The 18948-nt window shown below is 42.8% G+C and carries 14 protein-coding genes and 3 pseudogenes; 10 read left to right on the top strand and 7 right to left on the bottom strand.

The window, feature by feature from the left end; all coding sequences use genetic code 11:
- The first annotated feature begins 21 nt into the window (after nucleotides 1-21).
- The 9 genes and pseudogenes from BUQ89_RS00290 (at nucleotide 22) to BUQ89_RS00250 (ending at nucleotide 9241) form a co-directional block, all read left to right on the top strand.
- A complete protein-coding gene (locus BUQ89_RS00290; RefSeq protein WP_036573746.1) occupies nucleotides 22-510 on the top strand; it encodes a universal stress protein in 489 nt (162 codons plus the stop codon).
- Entirely contained in the window at nucleotides 503-1129 is a 627-nt protein-coding gene (locus BUQ89_RS00285; protein ID WP_028462235.1) for a hypothetical protein, read from the top strand. The genes BUQ89_RS00290 and BUQ89_RS00285 overlap by 8 nt, the downstream gene beginning before the upstream one ends.
- Before the next feature lie 845 nt (nucleotides 1130-1974).
- On the top strand, nucleotides 1975-3645 hold the full coding sequence (locus BUQ89_RS00280) for an alginate export family protein (protein ID WP_177183608.1): 1671 nt from the start codon (nucleotides 1975-1977) through the stop codon (nucleotides 3643-3645).
- Nucleotides 3646-4404: 759 nt separating this feature from the next.
- Nucleotides 4405-5424, top strand: coding sequence for a trypsin-like peptidase domain-containing protein (locus BUQ89_RS00270; protein ID WP_051537690.1), 1020 nt, complete (start codon nucleotides 4405-4407; stop codon nucleotides 5422-5424).
- Nucleotides 5425-5819: 395 nt separating this feature from the next.
- Nucleotides 5820-7655 carry a UvrD-helicase domain-containing protein gene (locus BUQ89_RS00265; protein WP_143071275.1) on the top strand — a complete coding sequence of 612 codons (1836 nt, stop codon included), beginning with the start codon at nucleotides 5820-5822 and terminating at the stop codon, nucleotides 7653-7655.
- Between the two features lie 96 nt (nucleotides 7656-7751).
- A pseudogene (locus tag BUQ89_RS14045) lies at nucleotides 7752-7889 on the top strand (IS481 family transposase); the annotation flags it as partial.
- Between the two features lie 33 nt (nucleotides 7890-7922).
- A pseudogene (locus tag BUQ89_RS14040) lies at nucleotides 7923-8096 on the top strand (tetratricopeptide repeat protein); the annotation flags it as partial.
- A gap of 48 nt (nucleotides 8097-8144) precedes the next feature.
- Nucleotides 8145-8711: a hypothetical protein gene (locus BUQ89_RS00255; protein ID WP_028462239.1), complete on the top strand. Its 567-nt coding sequence runs from the start codon at nucleotides 8145-8147 to the stop codon at nucleotides 8709-8711.
- Nucleotides 8712-8898: 187 nt separating this feature from the next.
- Nucleotides 8899-9241: pseudogene (locus tag BUQ89_RS00250) on the top strand (DDE-type integrase/transposase/recombinase).
- A gap of 46 nt (nucleotides 9242-9287) precedes the next feature.
- Here the strand turns inward: BUQ89_RS00250 and BUQ89_RS00245 are convergent.
- The 3 genes from BUQ89_RS00245 to BUQ89_RS00235 form a co-directional block, all read right to left on the bottom strand.
- Entirely contained in the window at nucleotides 9288-10115 is an 828-nt protein-coding gene (locus BUQ89_RS00245) for an IS3 family transposase (protein ID WP_074202445.1), read from the bottom strand.
- Nucleotides 10116-10135: 20 nt separating this feature from the next.
- A complete protein-coding gene (locus tag BUQ89_RS00240; RefSeq protein WP_074202444.1) occupies nucleotides 10136-10417 on the bottom strand; it encodes an IS3 family transposase in 282 nt (93 codons plus the stop codon).
- A gap of 771 nt (nucleotides 10418-11188) precedes the next feature.
- Nucleotides 11189-12322 (bottom strand): RNA-guided endonuclease TnpB family protein, encoded by a 1134-nt coding sequence (locus tag BUQ89_RS00235; RefSeq protein WP_143772734.1) that lies wholly within the window; start codon nucleotides 12320-12322, stop codon nucleotides 11189-11191.
- A 346-nt stretch (nucleotides 12323-12668) separates the two neighbouring features.
- Between BUQ89_RS00235 and BUQ89_RS14035 the strand changes: the two genes are divergently transcribed.
- Complete coding sequence (locus BUQ89_RS14035) at nucleotides 12669-12998, top strand: hypothetical protein (protein WP_245812859.1); 330 nt, start codon at nucleotides 12669-12671, stop codon at nucleotides 12996-12998.
- A gap of 141 nt (nucleotides 12999-13139) precedes the next feature.
- On the opposite strand, the gene BUQ89_RS00225 is transcribed toward BUQ89_RS14035, so the two are convergent.
- The 4 genes from BUQ89_RS00225 to pgi all read right to left on the bottom strand — a co-directional run bounded on the left by BUQ89_RS00225 (nucleotide 13140) and on the right by pgi (nucleotide 18928).
- The gene (locus BUQ89_RS00225) at nucleotides 13140-14612 is read right to left on the bottom strand and encodes a cytochrome-c peroxidase (RefSeq protein WP_074202443.1); all 1473 of its coding nucleotides are present in this window, start codon (nucleotides 14610-14612) and stop codon (nucleotides 13140-13142) included.
- Between the two features lie 690 nt (nucleotides 14613-15302).
- Nucleotides 15303-15701, bottom strand: coding sequence for a hypothetical protein (locus BUQ89_RS00220; RefSeq protein WP_028461512.1), 399 nt, complete (start codon nucleotides 15699-15701; stop codon nucleotides 15303-15305).
- Between the two features lie 106 nt (nucleotides 15702-15807).
- Entirely contained in the window at nucleotides 15808-17274 is a 1467-nt protein-coding gene (gene glgA / locus BUQ89_RS00215; protein ID WP_028461511.1) for a glycogen synthase GlgA, read from the bottom strand.
- Nucleotides 17275-17293: 19 nt separating this feature from the next.
- Nucleotides 17294-18928, bottom strand: coding sequence for a glucose-6-phosphate isomerase (pgi, locus tag BUQ89_RS00210; protein WP_028461510.1), 1635 nt, complete (start codon nucleotides 18926-18928; stop codon nucleotides 17294-17296).
- Nucleotides 18929-18948 lie beyond the last annotated feature (20 nt).

Below are 18948 nucleotides of genomic sequence, written 5' to 3'. Positions count from 1 at the left end.
CCAATAGTAGTCCACTTTATCTTGCCGGAAAAACAAGCGTTCGGTCGTATTTTATTAGCCAGCCACGGTACTGAAGGGGCTATGGCGGCAGAAAACAAGGCCGTTTCCACATGCACCCAGGGTGGAACAATAGATCATCTGATCGTTGTGCCGACCTTATGGCAGGGAATGACCGGCGATGACTGGCTGAACAATGGAAACACCCGCGACAAATTCTGTCGATATCTGGAAACAGAACTCGGTCGGGAAGTTGATGAACATATTCAACGAGTCCATCAGCAGGCCCAAGCACACGCATTAGGCTACAATAAAATCATTACATTCGGTGAGCCAGATGAAAGCCTGCTGTATTACAGTAAAAAGACGCTATTTGACTTAGTCATTATTGGCTCACCGCGCCCTCCCGGGAAAAAGGGATTACGTTCTCGCATGCTGACTCAGGATTTAATCCGTTCCCTTGCAATTCCTTTGCTCATCGTTCCATACCCGTCGCCAATCGCTCATGAATGATCCGAATAGCCTAGCCACGCCTATGAAAGATGCCGCATGGGCAACCATTCATACGCCGCTTAAGATGGAGGCATTGAAAGTCTTTTGCCAGGATATTGAACGCTTGCTCCGGATTAACCCCATGCTTCATTTCAAGCAATGGCAAATTCTCGGCGCGCACCATTATCGCTTTTCCGGAAAAAACCTGAGTCAGGAACAGCCCTTTGATTTTGACCTCATTCTAAACGTAAAGATATTACCGGATGGTCTTCAGATTCATTATCAGCAGGGCTTGAAAAGCAGCACTACCCTTATTATTGAGCCGCTGACTACAAAAGATAAATGGCAATCCAAATTAACCATTATTGATCATTACGAAGGCGTGCCCGAACATTTACGTAAACAATATTTACATCAAGTCGACAAAAGTATGGTGGTCTGGGCAGAATATTTACAGCGATATTTGCTGGCCTGGAAACAATGGTCTTGTTTTTGGCCATGGCGCTGGTATATGCGCTACATCTGGCAACCTATGAGTCCTTCCGCTCGACGTATTACCTATATGCTGCTATGGATAAGCGGATTTGAAGCGGCGCTAATCGCATTAGGAATAGCGATCTATTACCTGGAATACAGTTAGCGCTGATTTTAAAAAGCAACGTATATCGCTTGTTATCATGGTGCTGTTCGGATTCACAGCAACTATGAGTCCATAGACGACGCTGCAATGCCGTCATCGATTGCATATTCTATGCATGTACTCACACAAGAATACGCCTCAATGGTCAATTGAGGTCAATCTGTTGTATCCTTCAGCCCGACATGAATCCCTAACGAATCGATTCTATTGGATGCGACTTTCTCCGTAATTGCACGAAATGGCACGGTTTGATGCTGTCCTGATGTGATATCTGTTTAATTCCATCCACTCATTCCGGTTTTCTGTTCAAAAAAACGGCTTTATTACAAAAAATCATAACGATTTCTATGGCAGTTGAAACGAAACAATCGCATCAGATTATTATTCGTGGCGCGACAGACACACATATTATTTATCGATGTGAGGAATAACAGGAATCATTCGTGAGTAAATCGTAATTTTTTATGAATGATGCCTATTCATTTTCAATAAAAAATCAATCTATCAATTACAGCCCAGAACGACACCTGCTTTGTTTTCTTAAAAAGAAAAATTTTGAAATCAGTCAATCATGAAAAATTCAGTATTAGAAATACGTCAATTGCTTCTAAATCGCTTCCTGGCAATGCTTTGATTCAAATAACCGATCAATATCAATGGACCAGATAGTCCGCTGAATTTATCAATAATTTCCAAAAACAGGTTCGGGATGGTGCACAAAAATCAGTCTTTTTTAAAATTAACGGGAGAAAGTATGCAGTTTTTGTACCTTCAATATGAGATATACAACAGCGCGATAGCGCGGATTCATCGACGTAAGAATCCAGGCAAAAGGAAATCCAGTCATGACAATCTTTAATTCGTTCGTTTCCTTTTATGTCAGTATGACTCAACCCATAACATATTCAAATGTGAGGGTTAACAAATGGTGTTTAAATCTGTGTTTAAGTATCGGCGTGGCCAGTTTAATGTCTCTGGGTATCGCCGCCGAGCCAGATACAGACACGAACAAAACGATGATGGCCATGGCCAGTTCAAGCGAGATCGATTGGTCCACAGTCCCGCCTGCAACACCCATGCCGCGCCCCGGATTATTTTCTAAACCGGCACCAGCATCAGGTTATTATTCTATCGGGGATTTCCTTACCGGCAATAAGCGCTCAGGCCCGCCTGTTTCACCTTATGCCCCTTCTGCCTTGTTGCCAACTTCCGCTTTCGATATCGACTTTCGTTATCTGGAAACACCCGGCTATGAAGAAGATTTCTTTGATCCCGTCAAGCGTATCCATCTCGGCAGTGACTGGCTCCTGTCATTTGGCGGCAGCTTCTGGTATCGCTACATGCATGAAACAGACAGCCGTCTCAATATAAGCGGGAAAAACAATGATTATCATCTGACTCGTACGCGTGTTCATGCCGATCTCTGGTATCGGGATCAGGTACGCATATTTGCCGAATTCCTGGATGCGCGTTCCTTTGGTCCTGAATTAACCCCCCTTGCGATTGATAGAAATCATACAGACCTGTTAAATCTGTTTGCAGATGTCAAACTCGGTAATGTCAAAGAAGCCCCACTTTATATTCGCTTTGGTCGACAAGAATTACTCTATGGTTCACAACGATTAATTGCACCTTTAGACTGGGCAAATACACGACGTACTTTTCAGGGTATTAAAACCTTTTGGCGCTCTCCGACATGGGATGTGGATGCTTTTTGGGTACGGCCAATGGATACGGAAAAAGGTGATTTTGATAACTGGGATCAGCAGCGCAATTTTTTTGGTTTATGGGGAACCTACAAACCCATGAAAAACCAGTTACTCGATCTTTATTTTCTGAGTCTCGATGATAACCGGACACTCAATCCGGCAAACCTGCGGCAGGGGAATATTCTGCAAGGGGATTCCACCGTACATACCCTGGGTGGCCGTATTGTAGGGGATTACAATCGTTTTTTATATGAACTCGAAGGCATGTATCAGTTTGGCAAAAGGTCTAACCTGGATATTTCAGCCTTTTCAGTCTCTACGGGTATCGGCTATCAACTCCCCCTACCGATGAATCCTAATATCTGGATTCGCTACGATTTTGCTTCCGGTGATAGCAACCCGCAAGATGGTAGAAGCAACACCTTCAATCATCTGTTTCCCTTTGGTCATTATTATTTTGGCTACCTGGATCAGGTAGGGCGGCAAAATATACATGATTTTAATGCCCAGATTACCCTGAAACCACAGCCCTGGTTTACTTTCCTGGCCCAGTACCATCGATATTATTTGGCCAACAAACGGGATTTTCTATACAATGCCGGCGGTGCCGCAACCCTGAGAGACCCTACTGGACAATCTGGCAGTCATGTTGGTGATGCAATTGATTTCGTTGTTAATTTTCATATCGCTCGCCATCACGATGCGCTGATTGGCTATTCAAAGCTATTTACAGGCAATTTTATTGAAAACCAGAGACCCGGCATTTCGCCCGATCTTCTCTATGTCCAATATAATTTTCGTTTCTGATCGTGACATAGAATAACGTGATTATTCATTGTATTAGAAAGAATAACCCGGATATTCAACGGCAATGTTGCCGGAACATAAAATACAGCGGAACGCCAGTCAATAGGTATTCCGCCGTAATGATCTTAATTGGAGATTTGGAGATTATCCCCGGTTCTGTTGCATAAAACATAGCGATAAGAATCAACATTTTGATCGACAATATTGTTTAGACTTTTCACCTGCCGGAGCAGGTATCCGGCGGGCAATTAAAAATCATCGCTGCCATCCTAAATCCAGCATCATTACTAAGATTCTAAATCATCTCGGTTTGCTCACTCGGACACCGTCGCGATTAGCTGGCAGAAATCTTAAAATCATCGGGCCCACCTGATTCCAGTTTGATGAAAAAGGACGTTTATTTTTCTTATCTCTCGTCGTTAAAAGAAAGGGGGGTTCCCGTTGAAATTTTGAGACATAATTATGCAAAAATTACTATTGTTGTTTATCTGGCTCATTGCAAGCCCTTCGATTGCGTGTGTGCCGGGTTATTTACACGACAATCCTCTAAAGCACAGACCATATGTTGGCACCAGTTGTATTTACTATGGTGAATATGGCGGTCATATTACAAGCGGGAAATACGAAGGCTACGTCATTTCAAATGAGATGTTATCTGAATTCTAGTTATTAAAAATAGATCGCCCAGGCGAAGCCTTCTCTGAATGGCTTATCTTAGCAAGCCTTGGGAATCGAGGCGCACAGTATAATGTAGCAACTATGCTTCACAGAGGAATTGGCACGCAGCCTGATTGGATTGCTGCACTCGATTTTTTAAATGAGGTCAAAGCAAGTATTTCACACTGGAATAGTGCGGATGTCTATGAAACTAGAATCTTACAGGAAGCTTTGATTGGATTAGATTTTTTGGATGGAAAGATCGATGGCGATTTTGGTCCAAAAACACGTGCTGCGCTGGATAGCGCTATCAAGGTAATTGGAGTAAGTGGGCCACGCCCAGATCAAGACAACTGGTATGCATATATGTTAGCTGAGGAGTTTGGAAATAAAGGCGGCTGGCATTCTGCGAGTTCAAATGAGTCAGCGATGAGCAAGTCCATTTCGGTGCAACACTATCGTAAATCGACTACTCGCCAAATAAGCCCAGTAAACCCCAGCAGCTCCTACGCACAGCGAGACACTGACTCAAACATATATTTTAATTCGAAGAATGTCGATTCGACGCTTTCACCATCTGAGTTATTTCGGCAACGTAGTGAATCTGTTCATATGATTTTTGCGGCGAAAAATCTGAGCGAATTCCAGTCATTTGAGAGTATTTCACAAGGCTCAGCGGTCGCTATTTCAGACACGCTATTGGTAACGAACTGCCATGTGATCTCGGACAATAAATTTATAGTCTTTCTAGCTGAAGGGATTCCGCATGCGGCGCGGTTCGTCAAAGGGACGCAAAGAAAGGATGCATGTATTCTGAAATCGGATTCTCTTAAGCTAAACCCTGTGAAGAGCTTTAGAAGTATCGAAGCTATGGCAGTTGGTGAAGTAGTTTACGCAATTGGATCTCCTAGAGGTCAGGAAAACACCCTAAGTCAAGGATTGCTTTCTGGGAAGCGGAAGATTAAAGGCATTTCCTATTTGCAAACAAATGCTTCGATTTCTTCTGGATCAAGCGGGGGTGGATTATTTGACCAGTACGGTAATCTTGTGGGGATAACAACCATGATGCTAAAAGATTCGCAGGCATTAAATTTCGCTATCGCAATTGAGGAATTCCGATGAAAAATACTTACTGGATCTGTCACAAGCTCATTCTGTATCGTGTCGGCATTTATCAAACCGTGCAGTAACTCGCTTTGTGGATGTCTTTTCGTTGATGACGCCAGCAAAAGCATCTAAATAATGTGCTTATATTGAGGACTAAAGATGCCTTGGAAAAGAGGATGGATACTCGATTCGTTACGATACAGAGATAAAAGCCACCATGAAAATTGCCGAATGGTATTCGCTCGAATTTTGTGTGGCATAACAGAACTCATGCCACCTGTCGTCGAACTCCCGGTGCTTAAGATTAATAGATTTCTTTATTCAAGAATTTTTATTATCTTCCGTTATTATCCTATTATTGCCTACCTTCATTGGGCGCATTTTCTGTTTTTAATAATTGGGGGTTTTCCGTGCCACGCCCATTCATGCGTTGTTCAATTAATGAGCTGGAAGAAAAATTCAGGCGAACTCAAGATGGAAGCGACTCCAGGACTCTTGGTCAACTAGCCCATGAGCTAACATTTCGGACTACGCCAAGAGCAAAGAATCTCAGACAAGCGATAGAAAAACTAACAAAGAACTTGCCTGGACAAACTGACCCAGTATGGCGGCCTCAGAGAATTTTAAAACTCAAACCCACAAATGAACAAAATAAGGCGATTGACGCTTTTCTAACTGGCGGTTCTCTTAAAATTAACGCCTTTGCAGGCACTGGCAAGACATCCACATTGGAACTGCTAGCACATGCTACTACAAAACAAGGGCAATACATTGCCTTCAACAAAAACATTGTAAATGACGCAAGAAACAAGTTTCCAAACACCGTAAATTGCTTCACTATTCACGGCCTCGCCTATAGAGCAACACCTTCAAGTTACAAGAATAATCCAAATAAAATGACGGGCAAGATAAATGCAAATCAGCTTGCGGAACTGTTGAATCTGAAGAAGTGGCGGGTTGATAAAAATCATATTCTATTGCCCCAGTCACAAGGTTACTTAATTCTTGAAACGATTCGCCGCTTTGCTCAGAGTGCAGACCTTGAGCCGAAACCTTCGCATGTGCCGCGACAGGGAGTTTTTCATGCCGCGCGTGAGTCTACACAAATCATTGAAGACTTCGCGGTCCACGGTGCTATGCACGTTTGGAAACGGATGCTGGCTATAGATGATCCAATTCCCTTAGGTCATGATGGTTATTTAAAGCTTTGGGCTTTATCTAAACCCATCATCGGGGCAGAATTCATATTATTGGATGAGGCGCAAGATACTAGTCCTGTAATGCTCGACGTAGCGAAAAGACAGTCAGCACAAATGATATATGTGGGTGACAAATATCAACAAATTTACGAATGGCGTGGCGCTATTAATGCTATGAATGAAATTGACACAGACAATACCACAAATCTGACAAATTCCTTTAGATTTGGCGGCGCTATTGCGGCGGCAGCTACTAACATTCTTTCACTTTTAGGTGAAAAAAACGCTATTGTCGGTAACCCAGAAATTAAAAGTATGATCGGTCCAACATCACCTTGTGCAATTCTGGCGCGTACAAATACAATGACAATTGCCGCTGTCATTGAAGCGCTCGACTCTGGCAAGAAGCCTCATCTTGTCGGTGGCAAGAGTGAGCTCATAGAAATGCTGCGTGGTGTACAAAGTTTAAAGAATGGCGAGCCTAGCATTGTCGCTGATTTTTTTGGCTTTAATACCTGGCAGCAAGTGACGGAATTCGCTAATAGCGGTGAGGGAGGACACCTTAAAGCATTCGTTAACTTGGTTGAGTTGCGCGGTGAACGCAAATTATTGTGGGCACTCAACCGTACGGTCGATGAGGATAGTTGCGATATTATAATTTCGACGGCGCACAAGTCGAAGGGTCGTGAATGGCGGAATGTTCGGCTTATGGATGATTTCCTTAAGAGCCAACCAAAAAGACAGGGAATGGCCAAAGAACATCGTAATACAAACGGATATGACCCAGCAGAATTAAGGCTCTTTTATGTAGCCCTCACTAGAGCACGAGAAGAAGTGGAAATAGCCCCCAACCTGATGTCTTTGATAAGCTCGAATGTAGGTACCCCGCCTTTCCATGATTCAACGCCACAGGCCCATAAAAAAAGACCTGATGCTCCACTGAAAGGCACAGAAACCAAGCAATACGTTAATACTGCAACGGTAACAGATTTCCAGGCACGCCACACTCCCCTAGAAGGACCGAGCGAGCTCAGCAACAATCCATAAAAGCGGAAGATAAAAAACAACCGAAAAAGAAGGGGTTTTGTGTTTAGTCCCACCTTGTAATGGTATATATAATGTACTACCGATGCAGGAGGAATTATGAGACAAATATTACACGGAAGCGCCCGCACGACAGCGGCAGTGCGTCGAGCGATACAAGATAGTCAAGAGAGTCTGAACGTATTGGCGAAACGCTACGCCATTAACCCCAAAACGGTAGCGAAATGGTTTCGTAAGGTCGCTGAACTCGGACAACCTTTCTCCCAGGAAGCGCTTGGAACATTGTACGGCCGGGGAGATGGAGTCGCGCAGGATTTTGCTGAAGCGATGAAATGGTATCGTAAGGCCGCTTCACAAGGTAATCCAAAGGGACAATTTTATTTGGGTCATTTATATTTGTCAGGTTTAGGAGCAAGCAAAAATCTTAGTGAAGCAGGTAAGTAGTTTAAGCTGGCAACCACAAATAAAAAATTTCGAACCCATGCACTGACTATGTGGGAGCAAGGCTATATCCCCTCAGAACACAATCCAGAAGAAGAGGCGTCGCTGCTATATGTAAAGGCCCTGGTGGCTCCTCCAGAGATGTTAGCCCTATCTTACTTAGCCGTTAGTTATAACTTAAAACTTGCGGAGCAAGCGCACTTTGGAGCGACTGTCCATATCATTGAGCAACATAAGCCGGTAATTATTGATATATCTAACGCAAAAACTTATATCACTCTCTTCGAGGAAAGACCTAGTATTTATGCCAGCGCCATTCAACACCGTGGTTTTCAGCAGCTCGCTACAGAATATGTGGCGGAGGTCAGTCATGGTTGTGAGACGGTTGGCTTTTTAGAAGGAAAAATAGTTTTCGATCAGGATAAATTTGCACTTCAAGTAGCTCATGGTTTTTTTCAGGAAAAATTAAAACATCGGGGAATCGTAGTGGAGTCCGCGCTAGTTATTGAAAATGCAATGAATCCAGAAATTATATTCATCGGGAAAATACAACAAGATCGCATCGAACTTGAATATCCTCCAACAAAATGCAGCATTACCTTGACCGTAGAAAATTAAAGACCGCTGCATAACTGTGTTTTTAAGCTGTTCTGATTACTTGCAGCATTGATAAATCAAACACTTAAAACCTTGCCCAGCCCGAGATAACCAGTTATGCAGCGGTCTTAATTAGGTTCTGCCGCATTAAGCGAGATCATTGATGGCTTCCTGCAGACCGTTGATATTGAAAAGACGGTGAGGCTACATGCTGATTATAAAAAGAATCCGATTTCCGATCGAGGTGATACTGGTTTACATCCACTGGTATGCGGTGTATCCGTTAAGTTACCGGCACCTGGAAGAAATGATGAAGGAACGCGGTGTTACAGTTGACCATTCTACAGAGGTTTTTGCAAAGATTTCCCATGGGGTTCGTCAGGTCAAATATCTCAATAATATTGTGGAACAAGACCATCGATCAATGAAACGAATGACGAAACAGACCCTTAGATTTAAATCTTTTCAATCAGCTAAAAAACATCTTGGCTAGCATCGAACTAATGCGCATGATTCGCAAAGGTCAGATTGAAGTGGCCCCCTTTAATTAGACAACCTGAAGATAAATTAAGCTCTAACATGGCTGGTTAATCAAGCTCAGGCAGCTTGAGGAATTGCATACTTCTGATAGTAAACTTCATCTGGTGTTAGATCATCAAGACTTTGATGAAAACGTTCCTGATTGTACCAGTTGAACCAAATATTTAAACTTTTTCTTACCTCCTTTAGATTGTTGAATTCCTGGGTATATAAATGTTCGTATTTGACTGTACGCCATAGTCGTTCAACAAAAATATTGTCATAGTAGCAGCCCTTGCCATCCATGCTGATCTGTATACCATTGGTTTTTAGCATTGATGTAAATGCCTCGCTGGTAAACTGCACACCCTGATCACTATTCATGATTTTCGGACAGCCATGATCCTGGATGGCAGCTTCCAAAGCCTGGACACAGAAATCGGCGTCCAGTGTGTTGGATAAGCGCCAGCTCAGTACTTTACGCGAATGCCAGTCCATAATAGCAACAAGATAGCCAAAACCTTTTTCCATCGGTACGTAAGTGATATCAGTCGCCCAAACTTGGTTGGGACGACTAATGGCCTTATCTTTGAGCAGATAAGGATATTTCTTGTGCTGCTTGGCCGGAATACTAGTTTTGGGCTTTGGTGCTGTGCTAATAATGCCCAGCATCTTCATCATTGAAGTGGCTTTCTTGCGGCCTATCATCATCCTCTGGCGCCTGAACCACGTGGCATAACTACGTGAACCATACTGTGGTGTTTTCAAATACTGCTCATCCATTTGACGCAACAAGATTAACTCACTCCCATCTGTGGGTTGTGGCTGATAATAATACGACGAGCGTGCAACACCCAGTAAATGGCATTGACGCGATTGACTTAGTTTCTCGTGGTGCTCGATCATTGTTTTGCGCTCAGCAACACTTAATGATCGAGCTTTCTGGCTAAAAAATCGCGTTCCACCGTCAATTGCCCAATCACGCGATGTAAATCGTCGGCACTATGACCATTCTTATTATTGGCGTCACTATTCTTGCCAAACAAATCACTGGCTTTTTCAATCAAATGACGTTTCCAGCTATTAATCTGCGTAGGATGGATATGATAACGAGCGGCTAGTTGTGGTACCGTTTCTTCTCCACGTATTGCTGCCAAGGCTATTTTGGCTTTGAATTCTGTTGAATATTGCATACGTTTCTTGCTCATGATTATGTCTCTCTATTTATCTCATATCAGAGCTTAACAATTTGTCCAGTTTTGCGGTACCACTTCACATCTTCCCTCGCCTAAAGACAGGAGGAAACTTTTGCAAAATCCCTCGCTAGAAGTTTTTTACCATTGACTATAAAGGATTAATTTTACAATTATTGGGGTTTTGCAAAGGTCTCAGAGGATTTTTTCTGCCTCTATCCCGGAATGGGGTAGATGACTTCGGTGCGGTGAGTTCCTGTTGCTAACGACGTTGCTGCATCGTCCACTTGGCAGGCGAGCTGGGCAAGATTTTTAAGTGCTTGATTTATCAATGCTGCAAGTAATCAGAAAAGCTCAAAAACACAGTTATGCAGCGGTCTTTCTTTTACTTGTCACCATTTTAGTCGATTATCGTGCTGACAGGGAAGTTGTGCAGTAGCCTTCCCTATTGATCCGTACACATTAATTTCTTGTCAACTCGGGGCCTTTAGTCCTCGTTAGGATTAAAATGAATAACTGTAATTGAAAAACATAACCTCGACATAAAAATGGGCATTCCCTTAGAATATTGGCTACATCATGCTATTTTTTACGTATTGCTATTTTCTATTCATTACATCAATGGCTTACTAGTAATACATCGAGATTTCAAGGTTAATTACACCCGAAAAATAAATCATTTTGCATTTTTTTCTTCCGGTTTTATTGTTGTCAGTAATTGAATTTGACTGCTCCCCTCCGTAAACGAAGGGGATTCCCAATTCAACGAATCCAACCCGGACGCACCTAAATGCAAACAGGACTTATAGATTCTCCAAGGGCTGACACCGCCAGTCCAGCGGCCAAAACATTACGCGCTGCGTTGATGTCTCGATCATGGATTGATCCGCATTCCGGACAAGTCCATTCACGCACATTCAAAGGCATCTTGTTTACGGTATGCCCACATCCCAAGCAGCGTTTGCTGCTTGGATACCATCGGTCAATACCTACAAGCTCTCGCCCGTACCACAGCGACTTGTATTCTAATTGCCGCACAAATTCACCCCATCCTGCATCGGAAATTGATTTTGCGAGGCAACGATTTTTCTTCATATTGCTAACAGCTAAAGACTCTACAGCTATCACTTGGTTTTCGTTCACTAGCCGTGTTGAGAGTTTATGTAGAAAGTCTTTACGAGCATCAGCAATTCCTGCATGTAGTCGCGCTACTTTCAGTCTGGCTTTTTGTCTATTGGCCGACCCTTTGCGCTTTTTAGATAGCTTACGTTGCAGCTTAGCAAGCCTGGTTTTATTCTTTCGTAGCGTGTTAGGAGACGCAATCTTCTCGCCCGTAGAAAGAATAGCGAAGTGCGTTAATCCTAAGTCAATGCCGACTTTGCCGCTAACCCTTGGCTTTCGCGCAACAGAGTCGTCGCAAAGCATAGAAACATGGTATCGACCCGCTGAGTCTTTAGAGACTGTTGCAATCGTTAGTTTTGTTGCCTTAGGAAGGGTGCGCGACCATCTGATATTCAGTGGATCTTTCATCTTCGCCAGTTTCAGAGACTTACCGTCCCACTTGAAGGCGCTGGACGTGTATTCAGCCGATTGCTTCTCATGCTTGCTTTTGAATGACGGGTATTTGGCTCGTTTGGCAAAGAAATTACCAAATGCCGTTTGCAGGTGGCGGAGAGATTGCTGCACAGGAACACTGGAAACTTTGTTCAGCCATTCAAATTCGGGCTCTTTTTTTAACTCGGTCAACAAAGAGGAGGTAGCATGATACCCGATTCTTTTTTTCTCGGTATACCAAGCATCAGAACGAACGCGCAACATCCGATTATAGACAAACCGAGCACACCCGAATGTTTGAGCCAGAATAGTTTCTTGCTCAAAAGTTGGGTAAAACCTGAATTTGTATGCGCGCTTAATTTCCATTAACACACTGTAACAGAAATAGGTGAAAAAACAGGCTTTAGTATCAGCGAAGCTGACTCCCTATCCATCCCCGGCCTTAAGACCGGGGTTTTCCGGAAGTTGAGATGATAAATACAGCGCAGCAACATTTATCATGGATATGGTGTGTGTATTTGTATTCTTGACGTTTTTTATAGAACCGATACGAAACAGAGTCAAGCTTCTGATGGTAATGTTTCGTTCATTTGATAGACCGGAAGACCGGCCGTTAACACTAACCTGGCTTTACACTCAGTTTATCGCAACTTATCTAGTGCTTATTCCATTGTTAGCATACTTCGAAAGTCATAATATATTGCCGCTGATTATGATCATTATTATAGCCAATGGTGTTGGAGATGGTCTCGCTGAACCAATAGGTGTCCGATATGGAAAACGAAAATATACAACCTACGCACTTTTTACTAAGAAAAAATATACGCGTAGCTATATTGGCAGCGCTTGCGTATTTGTGACAACTTTTATCGCAATATTAGTATTCCAACAATATTTCAATTCTGTTCAGCTAATCACCGCCTTATTTACAATACCCATTCTCATCACTTTGGCGGAAGCTTTTTCTCCGCATACCTGGGACAGTCCGCTCATATATGGAACTGGGGGTGTTTCAATGATGGTTATCTTTATTATTTTGTGATCTATGAAAGAATTTTATTTTAAAAAGATAGGCACTTTCAAATATGAAGCCCAGCAGTTTTGCATAGTACCGCTGTGTAAATACTGCTGGTGATAAATAAACTGGTCGTACCAAAGAAATGAAAACCAAATATTGTCTTTCTTACTGCCATTCTTTGTAATAACTCAGTTCAAAAATTAACTGCTCATTAATGAATGCTTTTTTAAATTGTGCAACATAAGTTGATTGTTTGCCATTTTCATGTGTTTTTCTAATGGCAGGAATTTCTAATATACCCGTATCAAGAGAATAATAAGGCATATCACTCTGTTGAAAATTATCAGTTAAAGACAACTCCTTAAGCCGAGTCACTTGATATTGAGAGGAAGCTTGAGCTGCGGCAGTTTTTTCCATTTGTACTGAATATATCCTGCTAACTACATTCTGCCCTTCAATACGTACATAAGGTAAATTGATGATATTTCGCTGATCTATCGTTGCCCATTCATCTAATTCATAACCATCGCTTAGCGTTCTCAAAAAAGCAACAATGTCATCTACTTCCTGATCAGATAGCTTTAGATCTCCCAACTCCTCAGTATTCATTCCTGCTGCAATTTCAGGTTCAGCCCACCTTGGATCCACATCACGTGTGTTATAAAAATCTACCACTTCTTTTAAACTGGTGAAAACCCCGTTATGCATGTAAGGAGCTGTCTTGGCACTATTGCGCAATGTAGAAACCTTGAATTTTCCATTATTTGCACCTGCTTCAGCATTCGGATGATCCTTTACTGTTTTACCAAGACCCATATCCACAAAGTCTGCGCCTTTGATTTCGAGAATTTTCTGATTAGCAGGAACACCCAAATTATCGTACGTGAAATCTGTAAATAGGGGTGGCTTTTCATCAAGAGGTTGGCTAGGATGGCAGGCAGCACAGTTTCCTTTGTCTTCAGCCTCAAAAAGATGCAATCCACGTTCCTCTTGTTCAGATAATTCCACCATGCCAGCCAGGTAATAGTCATATTTAGATGTGAATGGATTGAAAATGACGCTACGTTCAAAGCTTGCTACCGCAGCAGCAACATGGTTATAAGCCGCGTCAATGTCATCTAGTGCGTCCTGCCCAAAAACCAATTTAAAGTCGTCGGCATATGTAGCGTTTCTAATTTTTTCAATGACATTCGCTTTGTCTGGATTATTCATCTCATCCGGGTTAAGAAAAGGTTGCTTCGCCTGCGCTTCTAAAGTGGACTCGCGCCCATCTAAAAACTGTCCACCGATAAACAATCCTTCTTCAGAATTAAAGTGAAATGCTGGAATAAACGCTGCGTACATCGCAGTGGGTGTATTAATGGTGCCTATTTTTCCTATTTCCGCACCGCTCGATACAGGCGAATCTAAGTCGGGCTCTGAAAAAGCGGTTTTAGGATCGTGACAACTAGCACACGATTGGCCGACTGGATTAGACAAATTGGTATCAAAGAATATTTTGTGTCCTAAAGACTGCTCTATCGAAAGTTTTCTAACGTGTTCGGTACTTAGCTTTGAGTCACCTGCAAATACGTGCGTAGTAAATAATACCGTTATACAACCTATAATAGATCTTCTAATCAGAAGTCGAATATGCATCGGAATGAATTTCCCTTGACAAAAACCTTATGGATAGTAATACGAATGAGAGTGATTATCAATCATAACTATGAATAATTTCGAAGCTAAAGAACTGAAGTGGCACTGTGAAGCTAACTTCTCCTGGGCTCTCTCCGGGGAAAAAGCCGGACGCGAGAATCAATGTGGTGATATATCTTATTAATGTCGCATCAATACCGAATTGTTTTTCAACCCAACGGATTTCTGCTGTGAGACCCTGCCCACATTTCCATGCCTGTAGTCACCTTTGAACAGATGTATCAGTTTCAATCTCCGCAATCTCGCAGCAAAATCCGCCACGGTGCGTTCATACGCATAACCCAGGAAACGACATTAATGAACTGGCGGTTATCTCTAGCTATCTCTCCTCAAATACCTTGGTGATCCTGGAAAATGGGCCTCAAGCAGCGTCCGTAATTCGCCTGATATATCATGCCTGCGCTGTCACAAACTGTAAAAAATGACAACGAAATATTAAGGTGTCGAATAAATTTACGGCTCAGTTTCTTAATTAATCATGAAATTTGAAAACAGACTCAAAATGTTCGTTTATCTGCCATTGATACGTTATTCTGAAAAACGTAATAGAACGCTACGCCTCTTATTTCTGACAACAGAGTCATCATCATGATTAGTAAAAGAGTGGGAATTTTTACTGAATATGACCAATTATTCTGCTGGCTTTTGCAATAATTGCCCAAGCTGTTCGACCAGCGCTTTCCTTTCATCTCCTAATTCTCTATGACGGATATAAAGATGCTCTAAATCAACCGTATATTGCTCTATTCTCGCGTTATTTTCCCTTTTACGTTTAACCAGGTCATCATAATTAATTATCGGACTGCTAATCATAGATCCACTGGGTGGTATTGAAACTGGGAACTCCTGCTCCGCCTGCATTGCATTACGACGTAGTTCTTGAACCATCAAAAATTGTTGATAAGTAGACTGTTCCTCTTGTTGTATTCGTGCCAATGCCTGTTCCAACCGACGAATAGGATCATTCGTATCAGCCCACCCTGAAACAGGTACAAGTAGTAGTAATAAGAAGAAGAGTATTTTTTTCACAACATGCCCCCCACATTAATTAACACATTGATATATAAGGAATACATCAACATATTGATAGGAACAAGCGCGTTTCAGCAATCTTTCATCAGTTTCTCGAATTTAATCAGCGTAACAATGATAGATAGATTTCTCGATAGGCAGCTGCGCTGGGGTACCAGCTGAAATCTTTCGCCATACCGTTCCTTTGTAAACGTCGCCAGTTTTTCTTATCATGATAAGCTGTAACAGTCCGCTTTATCGTAGCCAAGAGTTCATTTGCCGTCATATTATAAAACAGGAATCCACTTGCACTTCTATCATTGAGCGTTGCCGGCGTGCAGTCTACTACCGTATCCAGCAGGCCGCCTGTCGCATGCACCAGAGGCGGCGTACCATACCGCTGACTATACATTTGATTCAAACCACATGGCTCAAAGCGCGAAGGCATTAAGAAACTATCCGCACCTGCTTCAATTAAATGGGAAAGCGCTTCGTCGAAGCCAACGCGCACCACTATCTTTCCTGGATGGGCGTTGGCCAGCAGTGTCAGCTTGAACTCCAGCTCTGGATCACCCGTGCCTAATATAACCAGTTGTGCGGGTATTTTAACCAACTGGGGCGCCACTTGTAATAGCAAATCATAGCCTTTCTGATAGCTGAAACGACTGATGGCACCGAACAAGGGAATATCTGCATTGACAACCAAACCCATTTGTCGTTGTAAAGCTTGCTTATTCAAGCTTTTAGCTGAAAGCGTCTTGCTAGTGTAATTACGTACGATATCGGGATCATTGGCAGGATCCCACTCATGGGTTGCAATTCCATTAATAATACCGCTCAAATTTTTATGACGAGTGGCCAGCAATCCTTGCATACCAAAACCTAAGGGCAAGGTTTGAATTTCTTGTGCATAACCAGGGCTTACTGTAGTGATATGGTGTGCATAATAAAGTCCGGCTTTTAGAAAGGACAAATCGCCGTAATATTCGACCCCATTCATATCAAAACTACTCGGAGGTAATCCCAGTTGAGCAACACTGTCAGACGGAAATATGCCCTGAAAAGCAAGATTGTGTATTGTCATCAAAGATGCGGATTTCTGTCCTTGATGAAAATGCAGGTATGCCGGGGTAAGGCCACTTTGCCAATCATTGCAATGCGCGATATGTGGCCGCCAGGCAAGCGGACTGGCATCACTTGCCAGAATGGCGCCAATTTTTGAAAGTAAGCCAAAGCGAAATGCATTATCTGGCCAATCACGTCCACCCTCATCCAGATAGGGACCACCCCGACGTTGATATAATTCAGGGCAATCGATCACAAATATCGGGATACTTTCAGCGGTACTAGTGGATAATCTCGCTGACAATAAAGTGGCAGCAGGAAACTGCGACAGATTCTTAAATTCCGCTATCTTACGTTTGTATTTTAGTCCCGACAGTACCTGCGGATAGCCTGGCGTAAGAACCCGGATATCTATACCTAAGCGACGTAATTCTCCGGGTAAGGCTGCACTGACATCTCCCAACCCGCCGGTCTTGCTCAATGGGTAAATTTCAGGCGTAATAAATAATATAAGGAGTTCATTCAAAACAGAAGAGATCCTATCTCTATTGATTCGTTTTGAAATAATTTATTAATCCATTAGTAGAAACGTCATGAGAAGTAATGACTGCATCCTGATTCAGCTCAGTCAAAATTTTACTGGCAAGCTGTTTACCCAATTCAACACCCCACTGATCGAATGGGTTGATATTCCAAATAACGCTTTGCACAAAAACTTTATGTTCATAGAGTGCAATGAGTGAACCCAGGGTCTTAGGATCTAGTTTCTTAAATAGAATAGAAGTGGTCGGATGATTACCAGGAAAAACTCTATGTGGAATGGCTTTTTCCAGTAAGTCATTCGCCACACCTTGAGATTCAAGTTCAACACGTACTTCGTCCGCTGTCTTGCCACGCATTAGCGCTTCTGTCTGAGCAAAGAAATTAGCCAACAACAAATGATGATGCGTACCAATCATATGATGGCTTTGGCAAGGTGCCAGAAAATCGGCTGCGATCGTTTGCGTGCCCTGGTGTAATAGCTGATAGAAAGCATGCTGTCCGTTGGTTCCTGGTTCACCCCAGACAACGGGGCTGGTGCTGTAATCAACAATTTCTCCAGCGCGGGTGACTCGCTTTCCATTGCTTTCCATTTCCAGTTGTTGTAAAAAAGCGGGAAAACGGTGTAAAGACTGATCATACGGCAATATGGCATGCGCAGTGATACCCCAGAAATTAATTTGCCAGATACCAATCAAGCCGAGTATGACTGGCAGATTTTTTTCCAACGGTACCGTCATGAAATGCTCATCCATTTCATTTGCACCAGCAAGCAGTGAATAAAAATTATCCATACCGATTGCCAAAGCAATTGGCAGGCCAATTGCTGACCATAATGAATAGCGTCCGCCTACCCAATCCCAGAGCATAAACATATTGTCTGGATCAATGCCAAATTCCTTTACGGCTGCACGATTAGCTGAAACGGCTACAAAATGACTGGCAATATTATCCTCGTTGCCGCCATGAGTCAGAAACCATGTCCGCGCAGAACGGGCATTCGTTATGGTTTCCTGAGTCAGGAATGTTTTTGAAGCAATAATAAAAAGTGTCCGAGCCGGATCAAGTGACTGTAATGTTTCAAACAATTGTGTTCCATCAACATTTGAAACAAAGTGGACTGTGAGATGAGGCGATGCGTAAGGTTTCAATGCCTCCGTCACCATGAAGGGGCCCAGATCAGACCCCCCAATACCGATATTAACAATATCAGTAAAATTTTTTCCAGAGTATCCTTTTTTTCCACCAGAGCGCACAGCTATCGAAAAACATTCCATTTGCCGCATTACACGTTTAATCTCCGGCATCACGTCTACGCCATCAACCATGACAGCCTGCTTCCCGCGCAAAGCACTATGCAGTGCGGCGCGATTCTCAGTACTGTTAATTTTTTCTCCAGCAAACAGACGGGCAATCCAATCGGCCAAACCTTGTTGGTGTGCCAAATCCAGCAGCAGAGTAATCGTCCTGTCTGTTATGGGCTGCTTTGTGTAATCCAGTAAAATATCGTTAAAAAACAGAGTAAATTTCTCGAAACGCCGGGTATCCTGTTCAAACAGCTCAAGCAGGTGCATCTGTGCTATCGCACGTTGATGCGTCTGTAATGCAAGCCAGGCAGATGACTGGGTTAGAGAAGACATATTTTTTGCTTTAATTATAT

The sequence above is a fragment of the Nitrosomonas cryotolerans ATCC 49181 genome, from assembly GCF_900143275.1.
Classification (GTDB): Bacteria; Pseudomonadota; Gammaproteobacteria; order Burkholderiales; family Nitrosomonadaceae; genus Nitrosomonas; species Nitrosomonas cryotolerans.
Note: the sequence above shows the minus strand (reverse complement) of the source record. Positions and strands in the feature narration are given on the sequence as shown.

Excerpts from the sequence above, each read along its gene's own strand:
- BUQ89_RS00285 (WP_028462235.1), top strand. The coding sequence starts at position 503 with ATGAATGATCCGAATAGCCTAGCCACGCCTATGAAAGATGCCGCATGG.
- BUQ89_RS00280 (WP_177183608.1), top strand. The coding sequence starts at position 1,975 with ATGACAATCTTTAATTCGTTCGTTTCCTTTTATGTCAGTATGACTCAA.
- BUQ89_RS00270 (WP_051537690.1), top strand. The coding sequence starts at position 4,405 with ATGCTTCACAGAGGAATTGGCACGCAGCCTGATTGGATTGCTGCACTC.
- BUQ89_RS00255 (WP_028462239.1), top strand. The coding sequence starts at position 8,145 with ATGTGGGAGCAAGGCTATATCCCCTCAGAACACAATCCAGAAGAAGAG.
- BUQ89_RS00245 (WP_074202445.1), bottom strand. The coding sequence starts at position 10,115 with ATGATCGAGCACCACGAGAAACTAAGTCAATCGCGTCAATGCCATTTA.
- BUQ89_RS00240 (WP_074202444.1), bottom strand. The coding sequence starts at position 10,417 with ATGAGCAAGAAACGTATGCAATATTCAACAGAATTCAAAGCCAAAATA.
- BUQ89_RS00235 (WP_143772734.1), bottom strand. The coding sequence starts at position 12,322 with ATGGAAATTAAGCGCGCATACAAATTCAGGTTTTACCCAACTTTTGAG.
- BUQ89_RS14035 (WP_245812859.1), top strand. The coding sequence starts at position 12,669 with ATGATCATTATTATAGCCAATGGTGTTGGAGATGGTCTCGCTGAACCA.
- BUQ89_RS00225 (WP_074202443.1), bottom strand. The coding sequence starts at position 14,612 with ATGCATATTCGACTTCTGATTAGAAGATCTATTATAGGTTGTATAACG.
- pgi (WP_028461510.1), bottom strand. The coding sequence starts at position 18,928 with ATGTCTTCTCTAACCCAGTCATCTGCCTGGCTTGCATTACAGACGCAT.